Below are 26,275 nucleotides of genomic sequence, written 5' to 3' on the forward strand. Positions count from 1 at the left end.
TTTTTTTATCATGACTGACGAAGCTTCACGCTGCCGAAGGGACACCGCTGTGGAAACGGAACTCGGTATCCGGAGACTCAATCAGATTACGTTCGACTTCACGGAACATTGCCACCCGCTCACTGATATCCTCACCCGCTGCATCTTCAGCCAGCTTCAGATAATCCTGATAATGACGCCCTTCAGACTTAAGTAAAGAACGATAGAATTTTGCCAGCTCATCATCCAGATAAGGCGCCAGCTTGGCAAAACGCTCACAGGAACGCGCTTCAATGAATGCGCCGATAATAGAAATATCAATTAACCGGCCTGGTTCACTGGTCCGCACATGTTCACGCAAGCCACCGGCATAACGGGCTGAACTCAGATGGCAGTACTGGATACCCCGGTCTTCCATTAGCGCCAGCACCTGCTCAAAGTGAATCAGCTCTTCACGTGCCAGACGGGACATTTTATTCAGCAAATCACTGTTATCGACGTAACGGAACATCAGCGTCATCGCGGTGGATGCCGCTTTCTTTTCACAGTGCGCATGATCGATCAGTAACAGATCCTGCTGCTCAAGCGCAGCCTGAATCCAGCTATCAGGGGTTTCACAGGCAAGAAATTCTTTAATCTCGTCCAGAGCAGACATGTCATAATCCAACTGAAATTTAGCGAGCCGGGATTATACCCCGCAGCCAGTCAGTAACAAACCGGCAGGGCCTGATTCAGGGCAATAAAGTCAGGAAAATCTTTACTCAGAAGGTCCGTCAGCGGTGCGCCAGATAAATATCAGCAACCCACACATCATTGTAATGAGCATAACTTTCAGAATCAGATACTTAACAATGAAAGCAGAGACGCTGAAGCTAAGCACGATGAGCACGGTAGCAAGGCGTTTGGTGCCAGGGACAATGCAGCGGTATTGCTGCCAGTCCCGGATTGGCGGCCCAAGCTTGGGATGATTCATCAGCCAGCCGTGGAACCTCGGTGATGACTTAGCAAAGCACGTCGCGGTCAGCAACAGGAATGGCGTGGTCGGCAGTAACGGCAGAAAGATACCAATCACGCCGAGAATCAGCGATAACCAGCCTGCCAGCATCAACAGAGGCCGCCAGAATGAGGAGACAGTGGCCACGTCATCACTGATAACAGATGACTCGGGGCCGGAAACGGATGAATCTTTTAACGGGTTCATAACCAAACAGCATAATTACAAGCTGCCCACAAACCAAGTTGTAAATACTCATTACGGCCATTTATTTTCATAATCAGACTATATTCCCCCTTTGGCTTAAATCCCGGGGCTAAACTCAGCCTCCCGGACAGGCTATAATGCGCTCCTTTTCAACTGACAGGATCTGCGCATGACAACCAGTGACACTCAAAATCCGGAAACCAATCAAACCAAAAACGGATACCTGGTACTTGCCTCGCGCATGATTTTCGATGAAAAGCTACCGGTTCGCTTTATGTACAAAACCGTACCTGAACACCTGAATGATACCGGCTGGCGCCTGTATACCGGCTATGAGACACCGGAATACCTTGAAGATGACATTGCCAACATGGCAACGGTTCCTATGGAGAAAATCACTAATCTGGACCCGTCACTTAAACCCCTGCTTGAATATAATGCAGGTACCGTCTGGGAACGGACACCGGATTCAACCGAATGGCAGCGTGTGTATGATTTCAAAATCCCCACCACCAGCCCGGACGTTGAAATCACCAACGACCTGGAACGCTTCAGCGTTAAAGAAGAAGATCTGGATATCTGACTCCCTCCTTCTGACAAACACAAAAAAAGCGCCCTGAGGCGCTTTTTTTATTTCCGAATGCTTAAACTTTGAACTGGTTCAGACCCGCATCCTGCTTCTGAGTCAGCTCAACCATGCCATGGCACAGCTGTGACTGTTCGTTAGCACTGTCAGATACTGTCTGACTGATGTCACGAATGTTAGTCGTATTACGGTTAATCTCTTCAGCTGTTGCACTTTGCTCTTCAGCCGCCGTTGCAATATGAATGGTCATTTCACTGATACTGCGGATACTGTCACGAATATTCAGCAATGCACCATTCGCTTCACTGGCCAGTTCACTAGTTTCACTGGCCATATTACGGCCCTGGCTGATGGTTTGCTCAGCATTGGTTACACCGTTCTGCAGCTGATCAATCATTTCCTGAATTTCTTCAGTGGACTGCTGCGTCCGCGATGCCAGCGCACGCACCTCATCAGCAACCACGGCAAAACCACGACCAGCTTCACCTGCCCGTGCAGCCTCAATCGCCGCGTTAAGCGCCAGCAGGTTAGTCTGCTGAGAAATTCCGGTAATAACAGTCAGGATAGATGCAATGTTGTTACTGAAATCAGCCAGCTCGTTGATGGTATTCACCGCATTGTCCATATCAACCACCAGCTTCTCGATAGAAGATGTGGTCTGGGAAACAATACCTGCGCCCTGCTCTGCAGCACGGTCTGCCTGGTTTGCCGCGTCAGCTGTATGCTGAGCGTGCTGAGCAACATCCTGAGCCGTCGCCGACATTTCATGCATCGCCGCCGCAAGCTGGTCCAGCTCACTCAGCTGCTGAGTCAGACGGGATACGGACTCATTAGCTGAACCGGCGGTCAGCTCAGTATTCGTCAGAATATCTGTGGAAGTAGTTTTCACATCCAGAATAAGCGCCTGAAGATGCGATACGAATTCGTTAAAGTCGACCGATACCTGACCGAATTCATCCTTGCTGTCGACTGACAGACGATGCCGCAGGTCACCTTCACCGGAGTTAATATCGATCAGTGATTCACGCAGATTCTGTAACGGCGTCAGCAGACGGGTTGTTGTCAGATACAGTACAACTGAACAGATCAGCACGCTCAGTACAGTCACCACTAACGCCCGTACACCCAACGCAGTCGCTTCTGCCATGACAATGTCTTTCTCAAGAATCACACCAATCAACCAGTCACTGCCGTACAGGCCTTCCAGCTTGGTGAATGAGGTCAGTACTTTCTCACCCTTAAAATCAACTTCCTGCAATTGATTGTTCAGCTGCGGCTGATCAGCAGTAAACACATCTGACAATTGCTTGCCATCGAACTCACCACCCGGATAGCTGATGATACTACCGTTGCTGTCCAGCAGGAATGCATGACCCGCACCGTTGAAATTCAGTGTGTTCACAGCATCAGAAATAACCTGCAAACTCAGGTCACCACCAAATGCGCCCTTGAATACACCGTTGTCGGTAAACTTGGTTACCGCAGACACCAGCAGCAAGCCGGAAGCAGCATCATTGTAAGGTGCCGTCAGCACTGCCCGGTTATGTTCCTGAGCATATGGATACCACGGACGTTTACGGGCATCCCAGCCGGCAGGATTCCAGCTCGGATCATTGGTGATCCGCTTACCGTCAGTCGCCAGACCACCAAAGATCAGCTCGAATTCACGCTTAAGAATCGGCGCATCAAACGTCTGCTGAATTGCCTCAGGTGTAAAGTCAGCATCAATTACCTGCGCTGTCATATCAATCAGCGCCAGTTTGGCATTCAGCCAGTTAGTAATCTGAGACGACAATGCCTGCGTCGCTTCCTGGGTGTTACTCGCCGCGGTGCTATACAGTGAGTCACGCACAGACGCGTACTGAAACCAGGAAAAAACAGTAAAGATAACTGCAACAACAGCCGATGCCACCACTGCAATTTTATGGGAGACTTTCATAGAACCTCTTTATGCTACTCATGTCAGCGAAAAAAATTACCCGCGCCGGAACTAATTCTTGTTGTCGTAATCAGACAAGTGGGTATTTAGCGAATACTACTTTTGTCGAGTAGCACGGACAATCGACTTACATCACAGATTGGGTACTGCAAGCCACGGAAAATGCAGTCTATAGAGCTGAATCAATAAAAACTGAAGATCAGAAAGCTTCTGAAACACGACTTTTGTATGAATGGCAGCCGTCGCAAAACGGCATGTATAAAGGCCACTGAGAACTCAGTGACCCGAACTGTTTCAAATTGCCTGCGCTTTATACGCCTGCAAAAAATCTCGCACTTCCCCCACCTCTTTCAGGGTTCGCATTTCCTGTAGCATCTGTTCAGCCTGCGGATAACGTCGCTGCATCATTTTCAGCCATTGCTTCAGCCGACCATGAACGTACTTAGGTGCCATCTGCACCACTACCCGCTCCAGATAATCTTCCAGCACTGACAACATGCAGGGCCAGCTCATCGGCTCAAACTCTTCACCCCGGTTGTGGCTGTTAATCAACAGACCCAGATCCGGTGACGCAATCAATCCCCGACCAATCATGACATCGTCACAACCGCTGACCTCCCGGCACTTCAGATAATCCTGATAATCCCAGACTTCACCGTTAGCCGTTACCGGGATATCAATTGCTTCCCTGATCCTGGCTATCCATTCCCAGTGCGCTGGCGGTTTATAACCTTCAACCTTGGTGCGCGCATGTACCGCCAGGCCATCGGCACCGGCATCAGCAATTGCACTGGCATTTTCCAGTGCGAGCGTTTTATCTGCAAAGCCCAGCCGCATCTTAGCGGTGACAGGCACATCCGCCGGCACTTCATCACGGACCTTTTTAACAATGCTGTAGATCTCTTCAGGAAACTGCAGCAATACAGCCCCGCCACGGTTTTTATTAACCGTTTTGGCTGGGCAGCCGAAGTTCAGATCAATCCCTGGCGCACCCAGTTTAGCCGCACGACAAGCATTCATTGCCATGACTTCCGGGTTATTGCCCAACAGCTGGACAATGACCGGCACACCGCTGGCGGTTTTACCACCGTTAAGCAGCTCCGGAGACAGCCGATAAAACACTTTACGGGGTAACAGACGGTCAGAGATCCGCACAAACTCTGTCACACACTGATCAACACCACCAATGTCCGTCAGCATGTGCCGCATGGTTGCGTCCACAACACCTTCCATCGGCGCTAAAACAATCTTCATAAGCGAGACTTTATACCCGGAATACGGCACCGGCAGATATTACGATGCCCCTTAAATGTAAAAAGGAGTGCCCGGCTTCCCGATCACTCCTCTGTTCTGACGGCACCGGCAATTACGCCGGTAAACACGTTAGCTGATCTTGGTTAGCAGATCAGTGGAATCATTACCGTCTTTTTTATCTTTGCCCGCTTTAGCAGCATCATTACGCTTCGCTTCAATGCGGTCCAGATAGGCCTGATCGATATCACCGGTGATGTATTCACCGTTAAACACAGAACTGTCGAAGTTATTGATGTCTTCATTACCGGCACGGACACACTCTTTCAGGTCATCCAGATCCTGATACAGCATCCAGTCACAGCCAATCAGCTCACCAACTTCATCATCGGTACGGCCATGGGCAATCAGCTCATCAACCGACGGCATATCAATACCGTAAACGTTCGGGAAGCGAACCGCAGGCGCAGCAGATGCAAAGTACACCTTCTTCGCGCCCATGTCGCGAGCCATTTCAACGATCTGACGGGAAGTGGTACCGCGAACAATCGAGTCATCAACCAGCATCACGACTTTGTCTTTAAACTCCAGCTCAATCGGGTTCAGCTTACGGCGCACAGACTTCTCGCGCATTTCCTGACCCGGCATGATGAAGGTACGGCCAATGTAACGGTTCTTAATGAAGCCTTCACGGAAATTCACATTCAGATGATGAGCCATTTCCAGTGCCGATGTACGGCTGGTATCCGGAATCGGAATAACCACATCAATGTCATGATCCGGGCGCTCACGCATCACTTTTTCTGCAAGCTTTTCACCCATGCGCATACGAGACTTGTATACGTTCACTTCATCCATAATGGAGTCAGGACGGGCCAGATATACATACTCAAACAGACACGGCGCAAATTCAGCCTTAGGCGCACACTGCAGTGTGCTAACTTCGCCATCCTGGGAAATATAAATCGCTTCACCCGGCGCAATATCACGTACCAGGGTATAACCGGAAATATCCAGCGCAACGGATTCGGAAGCAACCATGAACTCGGTACCTTTCGGCGTTTCACGCTTACCATATACCAGCGGGCGGATACCGTTAGGATCACGGAATGCCACGATGCCATAGCCAGTAATAACAGCAACCACAGCATAACCACCAGTGCAACGCTCATGCACAGCTTTTACCGCAGTGAAAATATCATCAGCGGTCGGTACCAGTTTACCGATCTGCTGCAGTTCATGAGCAAAGATATTTAACAGGATTTCTGAGTCAGAGGTGGTGTTAATGTGACGCAGGTTCTCATTACGCATCTGCTCAGCCAGCTGCTCAGCATTGGTCAGGTTACCGTTATGCGCCAGCGCAATACCGTAAGGAGAGTTCACATAAAAAGGCTGGGCTTCTGCAGAGCTTGAGCTGCCCGCTGTCGGATAACGGACATGACCGATACCCTGATTACCTACCAGGCGCTTCATGTGCCGGGTACGGAAAACCTCATTGACTAAACCATTATCCTTACGCAGAAAAAAACGATCTTCATCGCAGGTCACCATACCTGCAGCGTCCTGGCCACGGTGCTGGAGCACTGTCAGTGCATCAAAAATCGTCTGGTTTACATAGGACTTGGCAACCACGCCAACAATACCGCACATTTAAGACACCTCAGCTAAGCAATTACAGCAAAGTTAGTTATTATTGATCCCGTCGACACCTATATTCCAGATCAGCGAGCCAATATCAGTGGCTGTGTCCCGGGTCCAGGTTTCTAACAACAGGAAGTGGGGAATTAGCTGGGACTCATTCCACCACTGATCACTGACGACCGGTGAACGCACCAGTAATGCCGCCAGCACGACAACGATTAATCCGCCACGCACCACTCCAAAGCCTACGCCCAGAATACGGTCCGTGCCACTCAGACCGGTCGCTTCTACTAGCATTCCGATCAGATTATTAATGATAGCCCCCACCATCAGGGTAGCGACAAATAAGAGAATAAAAGCACCGCCGATACGCACTGAAGGCGTGCTGATAAAATCATCAAGTAAGGTGCTCATTGAAGGAGCAAAAAGACGCGCGATAACAAATGCGGCAACCCAAGTGACCAGCGACAGTGCTTCCTTCACGAAACCACCGCGCAAGCTGTATAGCCCCGACAAAACAACGATACCGACAATGGCCCAGTCGGCCCAGTTCAGTGTCATAACAATCAGTTACCCAAGCCCTGATACAGGGACTGTCAGTAGGCTGAATCAGCCTGTTATCTGCAATGCCGCGGATTCTACCAGAGCCTGCGGCATTACCCAATGCCTAACGCGTGGTAAAACGCACGATTATGCCGTCCAGACCAAACTGCTCTTTGATCCCGCCCTGCAGCGACTCCAGCCGGGTCTTCTGAACATCCGGTCCGACAAACACCTTGATCAGGCTGCCATTCTTACGGGTATATACTTTATATCCCGCTTTAATCAGCTGACGCCGGAGCGCCTTGGCATTATCTTCATCTTTAAAGCTGGCCAGCTGCAGCGTCCAGGCAACGGTTACCCCTTCCGCATCAAGGGTTGGAGTATCTGTACTCAAATCTATTTCCGGGGCAACTTTTTCAACCGCCTCGGCCAGAACAGCCGGCTTAGCTTTAATCGTGACAGCAGGTTGCGGCTCAGCAGGTTCGTCAGTATCCGGTAAACGTTCATTCACCGGCTCACTGATAATCACCTCAGCAAGTTCAGGTTCTGCAGGAATACGGCTGTCCAGATGCCGTTCTTTATAACCGGCACCGTCGAACAGTACAGGCAGCAGAACAACTGCTGCCAGAATTACGATTACTGCACCTACCAGGCGCTGTTTGAGCACGTCTGTCACACTAGCCTTCCAGTTCAAGTGCCGCCAGCGCACCACTGACGGTAAAGAATGAACCGGCAATCACAACCCGATCGCCGGCGCTCAGTTGAGGCGCGAGCCCTTCCAGAGCCTGCGCCACATTATCATAAGCAGTTTGTCGTTCGCTGGCGACCCCTTGCTGCTGAAGCATTTCAGCCAGCGCTACACTGGTTTGCCCCCGGGGAACATCCAGGGTAACCAGCAACCACTGATCAGCAAGATCCTTAAGGTGGCCAAGCACCTCTGTAATATCTTTGTCTGCCAGCATCCCCAGCACCATCCAGGTTTTACCTGCACAGGGCTCAGAATTCAGTCTGCGGGTAACATACTCCGCTGCCTGCGGGTTATGGGCTACATCCAGCGTATACTGGCAACCGTTCCGCTCGATTCGCTGCAAACGACCTGTCAGCGTTGCCGCTGCCAGACTGCCAGCCAGCTCACCTTCTTCAGGGGAAACCCCAAGTAACTGCAGTACTTGGATCACAACGGCAGCATTTGGTTTCGGTAAATTTATATCCGGCAAGCCGCTGTAATTTATAACATCGCCACCGGCAGACTTACCCTGCCAGTCCCAGCTGCCGTCGGCATGTTCGGTAAGCTGAAAATCTGTACCGCGGGCACAGAGCTCAGCACCAATTTCAGCTGCATAATCTAACAGCATTTTTGGCGCATCCGGATCACCGCATACCGCCGGACGTCCGCTACGGTAAATACCTGCTTTCTCATAACCGATTTTTTCCCGGTCATCGCCTAGCCAATCAATGTGATCAACAGCTACCGTGGTAACCACAGAGATATCCGCGTCAACAATGTTGATGGCATCAAGGCGACCACCCAGGCCGACTTCCAGCAACATCACATCCGGCTTGGCATCCGCAAACACAATCAGTGCCGCAAGCGCATTGTATTCAAAGTATGTCAGTGAAGTATCACCGCAGGCCGCATAAATACGCTCGAACGCACTGACCAGCACATCATCCTGAGCCTGCTGACCGTTCAGCTTGATCCGCTCGTTGTAACGAAGAAAGTGAGGCGACGTAAAGCAACCAACCGTTTTACCGGCATCACGCAATGCCTGATCAAGCATCGCAACCGTTGAGCCCTTACCGTTGGTACCACCAATAATAACGACCTTCGATACCGACAGATCCAGATTCAGCCGCTGGTAAACTTCATTAAGCCTTTCAAGACCAAGCTCTATTTCACTGGGATGGGACTGTTCAATCCAGCTCAACCACTGTGCCAGATCTTTTTTATTTGCTGTTTGCTCAGACATACTTACTGCCATCAATTACGACCTGAAAACGGTCTGCAATGCTAAAAAACCATCAAAAACAAGAAAGCCGACTTGCTAAGCAAAATCGGCCTTCAAAGTGTCTGCCTCTGCAACTTATGCTGCCGGCTTACCCTGCATCATACGCAGAATGGAAGATAAACGGTCACGCATTTCGCCGCGGTTAATAATCATATCAACCTGACCGTGCTCCAGCAGGAATTCGCTGCGCTGGAAACCTTCCGGTAACTTCTCACGTACAGTTTGCTCAATAACCCGCGGGCCGGCAAAACCAACCAGCGCGCGAGGCTCACCTACGTTCAGGTCACCCAGCATTGCCAGACTCGCTGATACACCGCCGTAAACAGGATCAGTCAATACAGAAATATACGGAATACCCGCATTTTTCAGCTTCTCCAGAGCGGCGCTGGTCTTAGCCATCTGCATCAGGGAGAACAGCGCTTCCTGCATGCGGGCACCACCACTGGCAGCAAAACAGATCAGCGGAATGCCTTCTTCCAGAGCAACATTAGCAGCACGTACAAAACGCTCACCAACAACCGCGCCCATTGATCCACCCATGAAGCGGAACTCAAATGCCACCGCCACAACCGGCAGACCATTCACTTCACCGCGCATAGCAACCAGCGCATCTTTCTCACCGGTTTCTTTCTGCGCAGCCGCAAGACGGTCTTTATACTTTTTGGAATCTTTAAACTTCAGACGGTCAACCGGTACTACATCCGCACCGATTTCCTGACGCCCGTCTTCATCCAGGAACATTTCCAGACGCGGACGCGCACCAATACGCATATGGTGATCACACTTCGGACATACGCTCAGGTTCTTTTCCAGTTCCGGGCGATACAGTACCGATTCACACTTTGCACACTTCTTCCACAGTCCTTCAGGAATGTTGGTACGTTTCTTCTCCGAAGAACGCGCCAGAGAAGGTACAATTTTTTCCAGCCAGTTACTCATTATGACTCCACTAACCGCATTTCTTCAGCGGGTTTATTTATCCATGGCCTGACGCATGCTACCGGAAATTGCAGCCACTGCTTCAGGAATCTTATCTTGCTGATCAGCCAGTTCGGCGATCTTATTAACCAGTACGCTGCCCACGATCACACCGTCAGCAACTTCAGAAATTGCCCGGGCAGAAGCATCATCGCGAATACCAAAGCCCACACCCACAGGCATATCAGTATGCTTACGGATGACATCCAGCCGGTCTGCCACTTCACCGACATCCAGACTGGCTGAACCGGTTACACCTTTAACAGACACGTAATACACGTAACCGCTGCCCGCAGCACAGATCTTCTCAATACGGGACTCAACAGTCGTCGGTGCCAGCAGGTAAATGACATCAATCTCTTTTGCCTTCATCAGCGGACCGAACTCAACCGCTTCTTCAGGCGGCAGATCGACAGTCAGAACACCATCTACACCGGCATCAGAAGCCGCCTGGGCAAATACTTCATAACCCATCACTTCAATCGGGTTCAGGTAGCCCATCAGTACAACCGGCGTTGTCTGATCTGTCTTGCGGAACTCAGCCACCACCGCCAGCACATCCTGCAGGCTGGTGTTATGACTCAGCGCCCGCTCACATGCCAGCTGAATCACCGGGCCATCAGCCATCGGATCAGAAAACGGCACGCCCAGCTCAATAATATCAGCGCCGGACTCTACCATCGCATGCATTAACGGCAGAGTAACACCCGGGGCCGGATCGCCGGCAGTTACGTAAGGAATCAGCGCCTTACGACCTTCAGCCTGCAACTTGTCAAAACAGGAACTTATACGACTCATAATATTCAGTACTCTTTCGCTGTCTGCGTAAACCGTTGTTAAACCTTAATACCATCAATCGCAGCAACGGTATGCATATCTTTATCACCCCGACCTGACAGGTTGACCAGTAAAATCTGATCCTTATCCATCGTCGGCGCCATCTTCATCGCCTGAGCGATTGCATGGCTGGATTCCAGTGCCGGCATAATACCTTCAACCAGCGTCAGACGACGGAAAGCATCCAGTGCTTCATCATCATTGATCGCAGTATATTCAGCCCGGCCAATATCTTTCAGATAGGAATGCTCAGGACCTACACCCGGGTAATCCAAACCGGCAGACACTGAGTGAGTACCCAGAATCTGACCCGCATCATCTTCCATCAGGTACGTACGGTTGCCGTGCAGAACACCTGGACGACCGGCAGTCAGCGGCGCTGCATGCTCACCGGTTTCGAGACCGTTACCGCCCGCTTCAACGCCCACCATACGAACATCTGCATCTTCAATAAACGGATGGAACAGACCAATAGCATTCGAACCACCACCGACACAGGCGATCAGCGCATCCGGCAGTTTACCGGTCTGATCAAGACACTGTTTACGGGCTTCACGACCAATAATTGACTGGAAGTCACGCACCAGCTTCGGATACGGGTGCGGACCGGCCGCAGTACCGATAATGTAGAACGTGTTGTCTACATTGGTTACCCAGTCACGCATGGCTTCGTTCATGGCGTCTTTCAGGGTTTTAGTGCCGGAACTGACTGAAATAACTTCAGCGCCCAGCAACTTCATCCGGTAGACGTTCATCACCTGACGGCGAACATCTTCTTCACCCATGTAAACCTGGCACTTAAGACCCAGACGGGCAGCAACCGTAGCACTGGCAACGCCATGCATGCCGGCACCGGTTTCTGCAATAATCCGTGGCTTACCGGTATGCTTGGCCAGCAATGCCTGACCAATGGTGTTATTTACCTTGTGGGCACCGGTGTGGTTAAGATCTTCACGCTTCAGATAAATCTGCGCGCCGCCCAGTTCACGGGATAAACGCTCCGCGTGATATAACGGTGACGGACGACCAACATAGTGAGCCAGATCGCGGTCAAATTCTTCCTGAAACTTCGGATCAGCCCAAAGGGTTTCATAAGTTTGTTCAAGATGCTGCAAAGCAGCCATCAGGGTCTCAGATACATAACGACCACCGAAGTCACCGAAGTGACCACCCTGATCAGGCATCTGCTTTGCGATTGCAAGTTCAGCTGTAGTTGGCACGTGCCACCTCACTCATAAAGGTATTGATTTTCTCAGGTGACTTTCGCCCCCTGACTCGCTCTACTCCGCCACTGACGTCAACCGCAAACGGGCTGACCTGGGTGATAGCGCGATAAATATTGGACTCATCCAGACCGCCCGCCAGAATTAATGGCTTCGGCAGGTCTGCAGGTATACGTTGCCAGTCAAAGCTTTCGCCGGTACCACCCGGTACACCTTTGCGATAAGCATCCAGCAAAATTGCCCGGGCCGAGGGATACTCAGCAGCTGCCAGGCTAACATCAATATCAGCAGACATGCGCAGGGCTTTGAAATAAGGACGGCTGAACTGCTCACAGTAAGCAGCAGTTTCTTTGCCATGGAATTGCAGGAGATCTATCTGGGTCAGTTCGACAACAGCCGTTACATCTGGCGCCGGCGCATCCACGAACAGGGCAACCGTCGTAACAAAGGGAGGAAGCTGGCGAATAATCTCTGCAGCAGCTTCAGGGCTGACATAGCGGGGGCTTGGCTCATAAAACACAAAACCCAGTGCATCAGCGCCTGCATCAATAGCGCTAAGCGCATCTTCAAGACATGTAATACCACAGATTTTCACCCGGGCTACCGTACCGGATCCGACGTTATTCTGTTCTGAATTGCCAGTAGCCGTTTCAACCGCCAACTGCAGTTCTCCTGCTTATCTGTTACACAGCCTGCAAGGCAGGCTCAAACAATGATTTCTGTATAATTCACATGCAACCTGCACGTGTATTACACAATAATCTTATATCTATTTGTAAAGCCGAACATACTACCAGATAGATCCGCCAAGCACAGCCCCAAGAGACGTTTCAGAGAGGAAAAGAAACGCCATGCTCCCGCAGGCCGGATCAGCGTACTGACCACCTAACAGGATATAAAATACGGCCCCAGATCAGACGCCGGCAATTCGTATTCTGCCGGATACTTAACATCCACAAAGTACAGACCAAATGGCGGTGCAGTAACACCGCCCAAACGGCGATCCCGCGCTTCCAGCACTTCTTTAGCCCACACAGGCTCAGCCTCACCCGCCCCGATCGTCATCAGTACACCGGCGAAGTTACGGATCATATGATGCAAAAACGCATTAGCCCGCACATCCAGAACAATCAGATCTCCTTCACGGTAAACATTGAACTCCCGAACCTCCCGCACAGGACTTTTTGCCTGACAGCCTACCGCCCTGTATGAAGTAAAGTCATGCTTACCAATCAGGTACTGAACCGCTTCACGCATCGCCTCAATATCAAGATCTTTATACGTCCAGGTAACCCCTTTATTAAGTACAGCGGGCTTCACCTTCGCACTGTATATCAGGTACCGGTAACGGCGCTCCAACGCTGAAAAACGGGCATGGAAAGTCGTATCAACAGGCTTCGCCCATTTAATGGCTATATCATCAGGGAGCTTAGTATTCGTCCCCATTACCCAGCCGCGGACATCGCGCTTTGCATAAGTATCAAAATGGATAATCTGATAGGTACCACTGACCCCGGCATCAGTCCTGCCGGCACAGACAACACTGACGGGCTCATTGGCAATCTTACTCAGCGCAGCTTCAACTTCAGCCTGGATGGTCGGGACGTTATGTTCCGGCTGGATCTGCCAGCCCCGGTAATTTCCACCGGCATACTCAACACATAACGCAAAACGATAAGGGGCGACTAACGTCGCCCCTTCTGAATGGGTATTATCCCTTTGTGACATATCTTTTTACTTAATATCCTGAATGCTTAAAACCCTGTCTTCAGACAAGTGATTCCAGCAGAGAGTTAGCTTCCTGCTTTTGATTATCACTGCCTTCCTGCAGAATTTCAGCCAAAATATCTTTTGCACCGTCGACATCTTCCATATCGATGTAGGCACGTGCCAAATCAAGCTTAGTCTCAACTTCATCAGCACCGTCCAGCAAGCTGATTCCATCAAGGCCTTCATCACCGGAAGCCGGTGAAGCACTATCATCACCACTGAGCAGCGCTTCCAGCTCAGAATCAAGATCAGCATCCAGATCCTGAGAGAAAGTTGCTTCCAGATCATCTGCAGCAGAGCCGCCGGCAAAAGCTTTCTCATCGAGCACTACTTCATCGTTGTCAGCAACCGCTTCTTCAAGCAGGCTTTCAACTTCAGGGTGAACAGCTACATGCTCAGGCACCGGTGAAGCAGCCTCAGCTTCAGACTCCGTTGATTCACCCAGCAGCTCATCCAGCGAAACCATATCGCTGTCTTCACCATCATCTTCCGGCAGCTCATCAGCCGACTGAAGATCAGCCATCAGATCGTCGATATCAACAGATTCATCTTGCGCTGCAACCGGCTCTTCCGGTGGCGCATCATTCAGCAGTGAATCAAGATCAACCAGATCTTCATCTTCTTCAGCCGCTGATAAATCAAATTCAAGATCATCTGCGTCATCCACTGCTGCTTCAGCAACGGCTTCCGGCTCATCATCAGGCAAAGCCTGCGGATTAAACTCCAGATCATCGCCATCAGTTTCTGCCAGTACATCATCCAGATCTGCTATTTCTTCTTCAGCTTCTTCAGCGATTGGCTCTGCAGTGAACTCAAGCTCATCATCATCGATCTCAGCCAGAACATCATCGATTGACGCGTCATTACCTTCATCAAGGATGGCATCAAGGGCATCGTCAACCTCCGGCTCTGCCAGCTCATCAGCCAGATCATCAGCCTCAGGCTGCTCTGCTGCGGCAGTAAATGGCTCATCGATATCCATGTCCAGATCAAGGTCAAACTCATCTTCCGCTGAGTCAGTTGCCGCCGCTACAGCAGCAGGCTCGACAGCCTCTTCCACATCTGCAATGTCCAGCTCAGCCAGATCCGCATCCAAGTCATCATCGCCCAGCCCCAGATCGAACTCCTGATCATCAATGGTTTCGTCTAAAGGATCAGCTTCGGACTCTTCAAGTGGATTTTCTGCAAAGCTGTCATCAAGATCCATTTCCAGATCCAGCTCAGTCAGATCTTCAAGATCATCCAGATCCACATCTTCGGCTACAGCGGCCAGCTCTTCAGTTTCTTCCGGCGCCTCAGCATCCGTATCTGCGTCAGTGTCTGCAGCTACAGCTTCTTCAGCGACATCATCAAGCTCACCGATATCTGCTTCAGCATTAGCCACTGCCTGTTCCAGCTCACCGCCTTCTTCCTCTTCTTTATTCTTACGACGACGCAGGAAGAAAATCAGACCAGCAATCAGCGCCAGTAAGCCGGCGCCACCGGCAGCAATATAAAGACCAAAATCTTTCAGCACCTTCATGATAGTCGGCACCAGACCGCTTTCAGCAGCTTGCTGGGCGGCAAGTTCAGCATCTAACTGCTGTTTCTTTGCCGCATCAAGCTCGGCCTGAAGCGCAGCAAGTTGCTGATCCTTAAGCTCAAGTAAACGCTGTAAACTTTCCATCTGCTGAGCCAGTGCATCAACCCGGCCAGATAATTCCTGATTCTCACGCTGAATCTGATCGACAGTTTCAAGCGCAGCAGATAAATCTGTTTCTAACTGGGTATTCTTGGCTACCAGCTCAGAATCCTCAGCTTTTGCCATTTCACCACTCTGTCCATCAGCCATCGCAGCCGAATCACTCTCAGTGGCAGATGCAACTATTTTAAGCTGGCCTGACTCAGCAACAGGATCTGCAGGAGCCGCCGTTTTTACACTGACATCACCTTTATCAGAGCTATCCAGCTGTTGCTTTTTTGCTGATTTACCCGTGCTCTGCTTCCACACTGCAGTCTGCCGCCAGAACTCTTCTTTCGCCTGTTTAGCCGTGAGTTTCTGAGCTTCTTCCTGTGTCGGCATTTTAAGCACCACACCGGCTTTCAGCTGATTAACATTACCGTTGGTAAATGCATCCGGGTTTTTACGCTGAATCGCCAGCATCATCTGCGCTTCAGAAATGCTGTCAGATGGTCGGTTCTGCTGTGCTATATGCCAAAGGGTATCGTTTACATCGACATATACTTCAGATTTGCCGTCCGCACGGGTCTGAATATTGGAAACAGGCTTTGAAGGTGCTGCAGGCTGGGATTGTGGCTGGGAAAGCGGTGCTGCTGCCATTGCCTCTGAGCGGATTTTAGGCGGCTGCGCTGCAACCGTTGCCGGTGTCGGATCATAAACCGGCGGATCGAGCAGAACTGTATATTCACGAACCAGACGTCCGCTAGGCCAGTTCACCTCAACCAGAAAATTCAGAAACGGTTCTTTTACCGGTACAGCAGAAGAAAGATAAATAACGCCGTTACCGTCAGGACGGATCTGCACATTAAACTGTACATCCGTCAGAAAACGCAGTTTCTCGATACCCGCTAATGCGAACTCGTCAATACCAGCCATTCTTGGCTGTACTTGCTGGGGGTTTAACTGCCGCGCCTGGAGAAGTTGTATCTCAGCCCTTAACGGCTCGTTCAACGCCGACTTAATTTGGATTTCACCCAGTCCCAGTGCCCGGGCTGTGGTGCTACTCATTGCTCCGGCAATTGCCAGGCTAAGAGCCAATTTACGCAGCATATTTTGCTTCCTTATATCCCCACTCAAAAATACCTGAGCGAAAACCTTATATATTCAGAAAGTTACAAAGCGGACTATCACAGCAGAGTATTCATTAAAACCAGTGTTTAATCAACAACTCAGGACCAACTGACACCATAATGGTCAGTAAAATTGTTACATTTGTGCCATTTGGCCCCTAAATTATTGATTTGCTGCACATATCTTACGTCCAACAGAGGGATTCCGGGGCTTTTCCCCGCTAAAATCAACCTGACGGTTTCAGGCGAAAACCAACCGCGCCTGACCATAAACTACAAAATATTAATCTCCGCCAAACGAACGATTATTCATTTTTATTATTTAAGTTCACCGCCCTTCCACCAGCATAATCATGCAACCATCCGTCTGTATTATCGGCCCGTCACCAGTACCAGGTTGGCTCCGGTCACTAAAGCAATAAAAAAAGCCGCTAAAGGCGGCTTTTCAGTGTTCACAAAAGAAAAATAATTTTACTGAAGACGTAACGCTTCCAGCATTGGGCGGTAGTACGACACTTTATGAATTGTCCGCCCTGCAACCTTACCGTCATCATCGTAATACCGCAGGCGCACAGCATCTTTATGGTGTGGATTAGCTTCAAATTCGGCAACTTCTTCTGCAGACATTTTACCGCCCTGCAGATTCAGTGAGTTAATTGACGCCGGTGACAAACGGTCATAATACGTTTCATCAACAGTACACAGATAACGCTTGGCAGCGACATGCAGACGAACCGGCTCACTGACTTCCGGCGGATAAAACATTTCAAGAATCGCACCACCGGCATCTTCATGTAAGTTATCCGTTCCGTTCTCCAGTGCATCCAGCGGAAAATCACCTATGAAATGCCCGATATCATGCAACAGTGCGGCAATCACCAGTGAATCCGGCGCACCATCTTCAACCGCACAGGCCGCTGACTGCTCCATATGATCAGCCATTGATACAGGCTCACCCAGATAAGATTCAGGTCCGCGAATCGCAAACACTTCCAACAGATAATCGACAATATTGTCGCGGGTTACATCACTCTTATTAATCATTTTCCTCACCAGTAATAAAGTTGCCCGTCATATGGACACTCACTCAGTGTTCAGCCATTGCTCACTGGCTGCCTAAATCAAACTGTTTAATTTTCCGGTATTCACGGGGCGACAATCCGGTATATTTTTTGAAGATCCTCGAAAAATATAACGCATCCTCGTATCCGCAATGTCGCGCCACCGCCTCAATATTCTGGCCGCCAAACAGGAGTAGTCTGGTGGCAGCTTCTACCCGCTTCTGGATTACATAACGCTTAGGAGACACCCCCATAACATTATTAAACCAGCGGCTGAAATGCCCATCACTGAACCCCAGCTGGGAAGCCAGATCAGTCATATCCAGATTGGTCAGATGCCGGTCAATATAACTGAGCACCTTCTGCATTCTCACTTCATCCTGACCGGACTCTCCCCGGGTCGTGGACACATCCAGCAGAGGCGCCAATAACCTCAGCACAGCCCCCATTGCCAGCAGCGTACCGCCAGGCTTTTGCTCTGCCTCTATAACATCCCTGAAAAGCTGCTCGTCTGTCACCGCAACCGGATTATCCGGTACACGGTACAAATCAAACACATCTACCCCGGGCGACATCTGCAAGGTAAACGCACAGGCCCCGATTTCCATGGGTTCAGTGCAGTGATAATGACACTCACGGTTCAGAGGCACGACAACCATGCTGCCGGGCAACAGTTTTAGCCGCCGCCCTTCAAGCTCAACGTATCCCCGGCCACTGCGGGTATAAATCAGCCAGTTGTACGGACGCTGATAGCTCGGATATGCCCAGTCCAGATCCGCTTTCTGCCAGTATGAACGCACCAGAGACAAGCTTAAATTTGCATCAGTCAGTTGCATAGACCAAACCGTCAAACGTCATTAAAACTTCACATCTATATCAAAAAAGTCCATATTTATATCCATAAAATCCATATGAATAATCATAAAACCGACATACCATAACAATCATAATTCAACACCGTCAAGCAACGGTCTGAATCTATTTGCCAGCCCGTCGGATAAACTTTCAAGAGACTCTGTTATGCAAGACATACTTACTTATAAAAATCAGCGCTTTCACAGTCTGTGGCTACGGGATAACTGCCAGTGCCCTGAATGCCGCCATGAAAACGGCCAGCGTCTTCATGAAACCTGGCAACTGCCTGCGGATGTTAAAATTGCAGAAAGCCGTGAAACCGACACTGGCCTGTGGGTCCGGTTTGCTGAACCACATGCCCACGAATCAGAATTTATCGACGCTTACCTGACTGAGCACGCTTATGACCAGCCTGCTGCGAAACCTGAAACAACCTCTCTCTGGGGAAGCGATCTGGAGCTGGACAGCATCAGTTTCGAATACGCGGACGTCATCAGCGATGACCGCACCAAGCTGGCCTGGCTGGATGCGCTTATCAGCCACGGCATCACCAAGCTCAGCGGGGTACCCGCACAGGCAGGAATAATCCTTAAAGCTGTCGATCTGTTTGGCTTTGTTCGCCAGACCAACTACGGCACTCTGTTTGAAGTTAAAACTGAAGAGAAGCCTCAGAACCTGGCATATACGCCTATGCCACTCAGCCTGCATACGGACAACCCCTACCGCGACCCGGTGCCAACTCTGCAATTACTGCACTGTCTTGTTCAGGCTCAGGAAGGCGGTGTCACCGCACTGACAGACGGCTTTGAAGCGGCACGGATTTTACGGGAGGAGTACCCGGAGAAGTTCGCACTTCTGAATGAGCAGATCGTCCGTTTCCGCTTTGCCAGTGAAGATGCAGAACTTGAGCATCAGGACACAATGATCACCACCAACACCCGTGGCGAAATCATTAAAGTGCGGATCAATAACCGCTCATCAGCCCCCTTCCAGGTGGACTTCGATATCATGCCGGCCTTTTATGATGCCTATCAGACCTTCATGCGCATCGTACAGGGAGACCGTTGCAAACGGACCCTGAAACTTCAGTCCGGTGACCTGATCCTGTTTAACAATGAACGCGTTCTCCACGGCCGTGAAGTACAGGCCATCGGCGCCCGCCACCTGCAAGGCTGTTATGCTGATATCGACAGCCTGCGCAGTACCGCAGCCGTGCTGCGCAATAAACTGAACGGCTAAAAGACTGCAGCTAATGCAACCTCAGCACCAACCCGGCACAGAGGTTGCTATATCGCGGCATTTTTTCATAAAAAACCGCTATAACTCTCGAGCTTACCCCGCAGATATGTAAGAATGCGCGCCGCTGAATCCGTACTGATTCAGCGGCCTGTTATTCTGTTCATCAATGAGCTCACAATGAAACTGAAACACACTCTGATTGCCTGTCTGGCCGCGTTATCCGGCAGCCTGGTGCATGCCGCACCCACTTTAGTTTTTTCTGCTATTCCGGACCAGGACGAAACCCGTCTTAAGGAACGTTTTGCCAGAGTATCCGAGTATCTGGAAATCCAGCTTAAGACAGACGTCCGCTTTGTACCGGTTAAATCATATGCTGCTGCCATCACAGCATTTCGCAATAATCAGGTACAGCTGGCCTGGTTCGGCGGCCTTTCCGGCGTTAAAGCACGTCAGCTGGTACCCGGCGCTCAGGCAATTGCTCAGGGCATTGAAGACCCTAACTTCAAATCTTACTTCATCGCCCATAACAGCACCGGCCTGACCGAAAATGCCAATCCTGAGGCAACTACCCTGCCAGCAGAAATTCAGGGCAAGACATTCACTTTTGGCTCCAAAGGATCAACTTCAGGCCGACTGATGCCGGAATTTTTCCTGCGCAAACAGTTTGACCAGTCCCCTGATGATATTTTCAGCCGGGTAGGATTCAGCGGTAACCATTCACGTACAATTGCCCTGGTTGAGTCCGGTGCTTATCAGGTAGGTGCAGTTAACTATAAAGTATGGGACAGCAACGTAGCCGCCGGATCCGTTGACACCACAAAGGTAAATATCATCGGAAAAACACCGGGATATCCGGATTACCAGTGGACAGTACGTGGCGATCTCGACAGCCAGTTCGGTGAAGGTTTCACTGAAAAGCTAAAGCAGGCACTGCTCAGTATGAAAGACCCGGAACTGCTTAACAGCTTCCCGCGCAAAGGCTTTATTCCTGCGACCAACGAAGACTTCCAGCCAATACTTGAAGTTGGCAAACAGGTAGGGCTGATTGACTGATGCCAGCCCTGGCCCTTGAAAACCTCAGCGTTCATTACGGCAAACAGCAGGTCATCGGACCGGTTACCCTGCATCTGAATACTGATCAGCTGACTGTTTTCATTGGCAAGAGCGGCGGTGGTAAATCATCGCTGCTCAACCATATCTATGACCGCCTGTCTTCTAACCGGAGCATTGCGCTTATCCCACAGGATCTCGGGCTGGTCGACACCCTTTCAGCGTATCAGAACGTCTATATGGGCCAACTGTACAGGCATTCAACCCTGTATAACCTGACGAACCTGATCCGCCCCAGACAAACTGATATTGCCGCCGTCCACGAACAGCTGAAACAACTGGATCTGGCAGATAAATGCTGGCAACCGGTTGGCGAACTTTCCGGTGGACAACAACAGCGCATCGCCATTGCCCGTGCACTTTACCAGCAGGCTGACCTGTTGATTGCAGACGAACCCTGCTCTGCACTTGACGGCCCCAGGGCCAACCAGGCAATGCAGCTGCTACGCCAACAATATCCGGGAGCCATCATTGCCCTACACGATCTGGATGTGGCGCTGAAGTATGCAGACCGCATCATCGGCATCGCAGACGGCCAGATAGCCCTTGATCAGCCCACCGCCCGCCTGACACACCAAAGCCTGCTGGATTTTTACTGATACCGGCATGAACACCAGCCAGCAACCGGGCTTACTCAGCCACGCTCCCCGCCTGCGAATCAGTATCTGGTTTTTACTGATTGCCACCGGCTGCCTGTTTCTTGCAGACATATCCATCACCAGCATCAACCCGATGCTGGAAATGCAGCGTTTTTTCAGTGCCTGGTTACAACCGGATCTGAATATCATTGGCACCGCAGCAGGGGCACTGGTCATCACCATTGCATTTGCGCTCATAGGCGTGGCACTGGCGGCAATCTGCGGCCTGTTTATAGCAACTCAGTTTCAGCGCCGCTGGCTACGGACGCTCTGTGCAGCGCTACGCTCCGTTCACGAGTTATTCTGGGCACTCATATTTCTGCAATGTTTCGGTCTCCATCCGCTTACCGGCCTGCTGGCTATCGCACTGCCTTACAGCGGTGTTTTCGCCAAAGTATATGCAGAGATTCTGGAAGAAACCTCTGCCAGCCCTGAACGGGTTATAGCTGGCAATAACAGCCGCCTCACCAATCTCTGTTACAGCCGGATTGCCCAGGCCTGGCCACACCTTGCAAGCTATACCCGCTACCGGTTTGAATGCGGCATCCGCTCCAGTGCAATCCTTGGTTTTATTGGCTTACCCACCCTTGGCTACTATCTGGAAGCCTCTTTCAGCCAGGGATACTATTCTGAAGTGGCCAGCCTGCTGCTGCTATTTTTTGCGCTCATCGCCAGCATCAGATTCTGGTGCCACAAACGTCTGCTACCGCTGTGGCTGCTGACCAGCCCCTGGCTGATCATCTCTGACCATTTCAACCCGGCAGGACAGACCAGTATTCAGTGGCAAAACATTGAGCGCTTTTTTACTTCAGACATCATACCGGCCCCGTTACGAAACGCCGACACCTGGTGGGAAGCGGAAACACTGGCGGTATTTCTGCAATGGTTTGAAAATATCTTCAGCCAGCAGATACTGCCCGGTATCTGGAATACGCTGATACTGACTCAGATCGCACTGGTCGTGACCGGCATCATCGCCTTACTGCTTTTCCCACTAGCATCAAAACTCTTTGTGAATACCATCGGCCGCAGCGGCGGTAAACTGCTGCTGATCGTTGCCCGTTCAACACCGGAATATCTGCTCGCCTATATACTGCTGCAATTGTGGGGCCCTTCCATGCTGCCGGCCATTGCCGCGCTGGCACTGCACAACGGGGCACTGATCGCTCACCTGCTGGCCAAACGCAGTGAACATCTTCCGTTGCGTAAAGATGCTGCCACCGGGCTTGCCCGCTACGGATACGAAGTGCTGCCGCGAATTTATAACCCGTTTATGGCCATTCTGTTTTACCGCTGGGAAGTCATCATGCGCGAAACTGCCATACTCGGCATCCTGGGTATCCACACCCTGGGATTCTTTGCAGACAGCGCCATACAGGAGATTCGCTTTGATGTTGCCATGCTACTGATCATCAGTGCGGCAATGCTGAACATTCTTGCGGACCATGTCGCCGGAATGCTGCGTAAGAAGCTTAAATTACAACAGATGAGCAGTTGCTGATTTATTCCGTCACAGCAACGGGCAGTAAACGGCTGGTGAAACTGTCTGTAATTTCCAGAACCGTGCCTTCACGCCACATATCCTGCAGATTCTTGTTCACCGCCTCAATCAACAACTTTTGGTTAAGCGGAGACTTTTTGGAAAAAATCATATAAGCGGGACGGGGCTCATGCAAAGGATTGCCTAACGGCACTATTTCGTTACTCATTCCCAGCTCATACAAGGCATACAGGCCTACATGCCGCTCATTTACATAAGCATCCACACGGCCACTCATAAGCATCTGGAAACCACTGGCAATAGAGTTCGTTTCGTAGGAGGTAAACAGACCACTTTGCCTGGCCTGATCGAACTGCGGATTAATACTGAACCCAGCAGGTACACTGACCCGCTTACCGGCCAAATCCTCAACAGACTCCAGAGAAAATCCCTCCCCTTTACGCACAAACACACTGAAAGCCGTCAGGTGAAGCGGCGCTTTAGGATACGTAGCAAACTCCTCACGGTCAGCCGTTTTATAGGCAGTCAGCAAAACATCCGCTGATCCGTTTTTAATATAATGGAGGGCACGCTTCCATGGAACACACTCGATCTCATACGCCATTTCAAGCCGGTCAAACAGCTCGGCAATCAACTCGATATCGATACCTTCCGCCTGATCCTGCTCGCACCAGATGAACGGCTTAAAATCTGTCAGGGCAATAACCCTGAGCGGAGACTTTTCGCTGGCAGATACAGCGACAGATATAAAAGATAAAACAATACCAACCCATAACAACAAACATCTTGCTGTCTTAGTCATACTGTTATTTTCCTGCGGTCAGCCAGTGAGAAAGGATACTGCAGAGCAATCAAGCAGCACATCAATATCACTTAAAACTAGCGGCTGACGGGGAATGGGTCAACTGAAATGTTGCCGGCATGCGGTACAGCAAACCGACAACAATAAACAACCTCAGATACGGAACTGGCTTACCTGCGCCTGCAGCGCCCGGGCAGACGCCTCCATCTGCTGACTGGCATCAGAACTGGCATGGGCCTGCTCTGCCGCCTGACGGGAACGCAACTGCAACGACTGACTGCTCTGGCTGATCTGCTCAGACGCACAGCTTTGTTCTTCTGTGGCACTGGCAACATCAAGCATCCGCTCACGTACCCGCTGGGTCGCCGCCTGAATCTGACCAAGCAGCACTTCAGCAATGCCGGCTTTCTCAACACTCTCCGACACCCGGGACTCACCGGCCCGCATACGCTCAGAAGCCTGCTTGGCGTTCAGCTGTAACTTGGCAACCACCTGCTGGATTTCCTTGGTTGAATCCTGAACCCGCTGCGCCAGCGTACGTACTTCATCTGCCACCACGGCAAAACCACGGCCCTGCTCACCGGCACGGGCAGCTTCGATCGCCGCATTCAGCGCTAACAAATTGGTTTGCTCAGCGACGGCATTGATCACTTCAACCACATTACCGATATCAGCACTGTCCTGTTCAAGCTTACCAATTGAGCCCACTACCTCAGCAAACTCTGCATTCAGCAGGTTAATCGATTGCTCAACCCCGGCAACCGCCTGCTGCCCTTCTGTTGCTAACTGAGAGGTTGTATCTGCCTCTGCAGAAACTGAGCTGACGTTTTCTGCTACATGATGAATTGAATCAGCAACCTGAGTAATTGCTGCCGACACCTGTACAATCTCTTCACTGCTGGCCTGAGCAGCTTCCTGAAGCTGATCGCTGCCAGCATAAATTTCACCGGATACATGGGCTACGTCATCACCGGATGCCCGAACTTTGGCAATTACATCAGAAAAAGCCACCAGCATAGCGCTTACCCGCAGCTGCAGACGCACCAGCTCATTTTCACTCTGTGCGTCCGGCGCCCGCTTAAAGCCGGCGGTAAGATCTCCCTGTCCCACCAGTGTCAGCACCCGGCCAACCTCTTTAAGCGGTGCCAGTGCGCGGCGCAAAAATACTGACAGCAAGACCACCATCACCACTACAGCAATGCATGCCATCGCCATAAGCAGCCAAAGCAAAGGCTCTACCTGACGGGTATATTCATCTTTATAACTGACCGCAAATACCGTCCACGGACTGTTGCCTGCCTGACGGTAACTGACCCGTACACCACCCTCATGATTTTCATCGCTGTACTCGAATGCACCACTGGCATTATCCAGCACATCTTTGTAAGCGGTATTCGTATAAACGGATATCAGTGACTCCCCCTGATTGCGCTGATCGGCAATCAGTTTACCCGCCAGTTTGTTTTCACCGTTATAAACAAGCCCCGCATGGCCTGAGTCACCAAACCGGGTCATTAACAAGTTGTTACGCAATTGCTTAAGCAAATCAGATGTCGGGAAGCCCACATACAGAATCGCAACCACTTCACCGTTCGCCATCACCGGCGTGTATTTGGTCATGTAATCAGTGCCAAACAGACGGGCTTCACCCAGGTAAACTTCACCGCGCATTAACTGCTGATAACCGGGATGCCCCTTACCCAGCAGCGTACCGATTGCGCGTTTGCCCTGCAGATTCTTCAGTGATGTGGTGACCCGCAGGAAATCATCCTGGTAACGGATAAAGACTGTCGCATTACCGCCGGTCATCCGGGCAAACCGGTCGACCTGAGAAAAATTCAGATTCACCACTTCTCCGTTGTGGGTGACCTGCGGGCTGGCATAATCACCGATCTGAACTGTTTTATCCCGATCAAAAACCAATGCGTCGGGATACAGCCCTTTAAACGTGGTGGCCAGGCGTTCGGTATTATCAATGATGGTGCCATACGCTGTATCCAGCTGCGACGCCAGCACCTCAACCTGCCGATCCTGCGACTGCTCCGCCTGACTGATCAGCACAGTACGGGTTTCGTAACCCACCACACCAATCAAAATGGCCATGATTACACCCACCAGCACAAAAACCCCCAGGCTCAGTTGCCTGGTAAGGGGCCAACGATTAATTGCCATTTCATTCCTCACTACTGCTAGATAAACGGCTCTCGACTGAACCGTCTGACTGTTTTTCCAGGTTGAAATAAACCTGTCATATTTGCAGCGCACTATATAGAAATGAGATTCATTTTCAACAACTCCCTAATACATATATGTCAATTTGGG

23 protein-coding genes are annotated in these 26,275 nt (G+C 50.8%); 5 read left to right on the plus strand and 18 right to left on the minus strand.

Annotation, left to right across the window (positions count from 1 at the left end):
- Positions 1-25: 25 nt before the first annotated feature.
- Both JYB63_RS04205 and JYB63_RS04210 read right to left on the minus strand, forming a co-directional pair.
- Positions 26-634 carry a MiaE family protein gene (locus JYB63_RS04205; RefSeq protein ID WP_205656542.1) on the minus strand — a complete coding sequence of 203 codons (609 nt, stop codon included), beginning with the start codon at positions 632-634 and terminating at the stop codon, positions 26-28.
- A 102-nt stretch (positions 635-736) separates the two neighbouring features.
- Positions 737-1,180 (minus strand): YbaN family protein, encoded by a 444-nt coding sequence (locus tag JYB63_RS04210; RefSeq protein ID WP_205656543.1) that lies wholly within the window; start codon positions 1,178-1,180, stop codon positions 737-739.
- A gap of 169 nt (positions 1,181-1,349) precedes the next feature.
- On the opposite strand from JYB63_RS04210, the gene JYB63_RS04215 reads away from it, so the two are divergent.
- A complete protein-coding gene (locus JYB63_RS04215) occupies positions 1,350-1,763 on the plus strand; it encodes an immunity protein Imm33 domain-containing protein (protein ID WP_205656544.1) in 414 nt (137 codons plus the stop codon).
- A gap of 61 nt (positions 1,764-1,824) precedes the next feature.
- On the opposite strand, the gene JYB63_RS04220 is transcribed toward JYB63_RS04215, so the two are convergent.
- The 14 genes from JYB63_RS04220 to JYB63_RS04285 all read right to left on the minus strand — a co-directional run bounded on the left by JYB63_RS04220 (position 1,825) and on the right by JYB63_RS04285 (position 18,644).
- Complete coding sequence (locus JYB63_RS04220; RefSeq protein WP_205656545.1) at positions 1,825-3,705, minus strand: methyl-accepting chemotaxis protein; 1,881 nt, start codon at positions 3,703-3,705, stop codon at positions 1,825-1,827.
- Between the two features lie 294 nt (positions 3,706-3,999).
- The gene (locus JYB63_RS04225) at positions 4,000-4,959 is read right to left on the minus strand and encodes a tRNA dihydrouridine synthase (RefSeq protein WP_205656546.1); all 960 of its coding nucleotides are present in this window, start codon (positions 4,957-4,959) and stop codon (positions 4,000-4,002) included.
- A gap of 129 nt (positions 4,960-5,088) precedes the next feature.
- Positions 5,089-6,606 carry an amidophosphoribosyltransferase gene (purF, locus tag JYB63_RS04230; RefSeq protein WP_205656547.1) on the minus strand — a complete coding sequence of 506 codons (1,518 nt, stop codon included), beginning with the start codon at positions 6,604-6,606 and terminating at the stop codon, positions 5,089-5,091.
- 33 nt (positions 6,607-6,639) lie between these two features.
- Positions 6,640-7,158 (minus strand): CvpA family protein, encoded by a 519-nt coding sequence (locus JYB63_RS04235; protein WP_205656548.1) that lies wholly within the window; start codon positions 7,156-7,158, stop codon positions 6,640-6,642.
- A 106-nt stretch (positions 7,159-7,264) separates the two neighbouring features.
- Positions 7,265-7,816, minus strand: a complete 552-nt coding sequence (locus JYB63_RS04240) for an SPOR domain-containing protein (protein ID WP_205656549.1) — start codon at positions 7,814-7,816, stop codon at positions 7,265-7,267.
- Position 7,817: 1 nt separating this feature from the next.
- On the minus strand, positions 7,818-9,110 hold the full coding sequence (gene folC / locus JYB63_RS04245) for a bifunctional tetrahydrofolate synthase/dihydrofolate synthase (protein ID WP_205656550.1): 1,293 nt from the start codon (positions 9,108-9,110) through the stop codon (positions 7,818-7,820).
- Positions 9,111-9,224: 114 nt separating this feature from the next.
- Positions 9,225-10,088, minus strand: a complete 864-nt coding sequence (accD, locus tag JYB63_RS04250; RefSeq protein WP_205656551.1) for an acetyl-CoA carboxylase, carboxyltransferase subunit beta — start codon at positions 10,086-10,088, stop codon at positions 9,225-9,227.
- A 33-nt stretch (positions 10,089-10,121) separates the two neighbouring features.
- A complete protein-coding gene (trpA, locus tag JYB63_RS04255) occupies positions 10,122-10,925 on the minus strand; it encodes a tryptophan synthase subunit alpha (RefSeq protein ID WP_205656552.1) in 804 nt (267 codons plus the stop codon).
- Positions 10,926-10,963: 38 nt separating this feature from the next.
- The gene (gene trpB, locus JYB63_RS04260; protein WP_205657021.1) at positions 10,964-12,148 is read right to left on the minus strand and encodes a tryptophan synthase subunit beta; all 1,185 of its coding nucleotides are present in this window, start codon (positions 12,146-12,148) and stop codon (positions 10,964-10,966) included.
- A 19-nt stretch (positions 12,149-12,167) separates the two neighbouring features.
- Complete coding sequence (locus JYB63_RS04265; protein ID WP_205656553.1) at positions 12,168-12,848, minus strand: phosphoribosylanthranilate isomerase; 681 nt, start codon at positions 12,846-12,848, stop codon at positions 12,168-12,170.
- A gap of 224 nt (positions 12,849-13,072) precedes the next feature.
- Entirely contained in the window at positions 13,073-13,915 is an 843-nt protein-coding gene (truA, locus tag JYB63_RS04270) for a tRNA pseudouridine(38-40) synthase TruA (protein ID WP_205656554.1), read from the minus strand.
- Positions 13,916-13,955: 40 nt separating this feature from the next.
- A complete protein-coding gene (locus tag JYB63_RS04275; protein WP_205656555.1) occupies positions 13,956-16,727 on the minus strand; it encodes a motility hub landmark protein FimV in 2,772 nt (923 codons plus the stop codon).
- A gap of 491 nt (positions 16,728-17,218) precedes the next feature.
- Positions 17,219-17,791: an HD domain-containing protein gene (locus JYB63_RS04280; protein WP_207758286.1), complete on the minus strand. Its 573-nt coding sequence runs from the start codon at positions 17,789-17,791 to the stop codon at positions 17,219-17,221.
- A gap of 61 nt (positions 17,792-17,852) precedes the next feature.
- Positions 17,853-18,644: a helix-turn-helix transcriptional regulator gene (locus JYB63_RS04285; protein WP_205656556.1), complete on the minus strand. Its 792-nt coding sequence runs from the start codon at positions 18,642-18,644 to the stop codon at positions 17,853-17,855.
- Positions 18,645-18,828: 184 nt separating this feature from the next.
- Between JYB63_RS04285 and JYB63_RS04290 the strand changes: the two genes are divergently transcribed.
- From JYB63_RS04290 to JYB63_RS04305, 4 genes are all read left to right on the plus strand, one after another.
- Positions 18,829-19,902, plus strand: a complete 1,074-nt coding sequence (locus tag JYB63_RS04290) for a TauD/TfdA family dioxygenase (protein WP_205656557.1) — start codon at positions 18,829-18,831, stop codon at positions 19,900-19,902.
- Between the two features lie 177 nt (positions 19,903-20,079).
- On the plus strand, positions 20,080-20,955 hold the full coding sequence (locus JYB63_RS04295; RefSeq protein WP_205656558.1) for a putative selenate ABC transporter substrate-binding protein: 876 nt from the start codon (positions 20,080-20,082) through the stop codon (positions 20,953-20,955).
- Entirely contained in the window at positions 20,955-21,611 is a 657-nt protein-coding gene (locus tag JYB63_RS04300; protein WP_205656559.1) for an ATP-binding cassette domain-containing protein, read from the plus strand. Before JYB63_RS04295 ends, JYB63_RS04300 begins: the two co-directional genes overlap by 1 nt.
- A 7-nt stretch (positions 21,612-21,618) precedes the next feature.
- Positions 21,619-23,151: a PhnE/PtxC family ABC transporter permease gene (locus JYB63_RS04305; protein WP_205656560.1), complete on the plus strand. Its 1,533-nt coding sequence runs from the start codon at positions 21,619-21,621 to the stop codon at positions 23,149-23,151.
- Position 23,152: 1 nt separating this feature from the next.
- Here JYB63_RS04305 and JYB63_RS04310 read toward each other — a convergent pair whose 3' ends face one another.
- Together JYB63_RS04310 and JYB63_RS04315 are read right to left on the minus strand one after the other, a co-directional pair.
- Complete coding sequence (locus JYB63_RS04310) at positions 23,153-23,953, minus strand: substrate-binding periplasmic protein (protein ID WP_205656561.1); 801 nt, start codon at positions 23,951-23,953, stop codon at positions 23,153-23,155.
- Between the two features lie 153 nt (positions 23,954-24,106).
- Complete coding sequence (locus tag JYB63_RS04315) at positions 24,107-26,125, minus strand: methyl-accepting chemotaxis protein (RefSeq protein WP_205656562.1); 2,019 nt, start codon at positions 26,123-26,125, stop codon at positions 24,107-24,109.
- Positions 26,126-26,275: the final 150 nt, after the last annotated feature.

Source organism: Aliamphritea spongicola (assembly GCF_017051665.1).
Lineage (GTDB): Bacteria > Pseudomonadota > Gammaproteobacteria > Pseudomonadales > Balneatricaceae > Amphritea > Amphritea spongicola.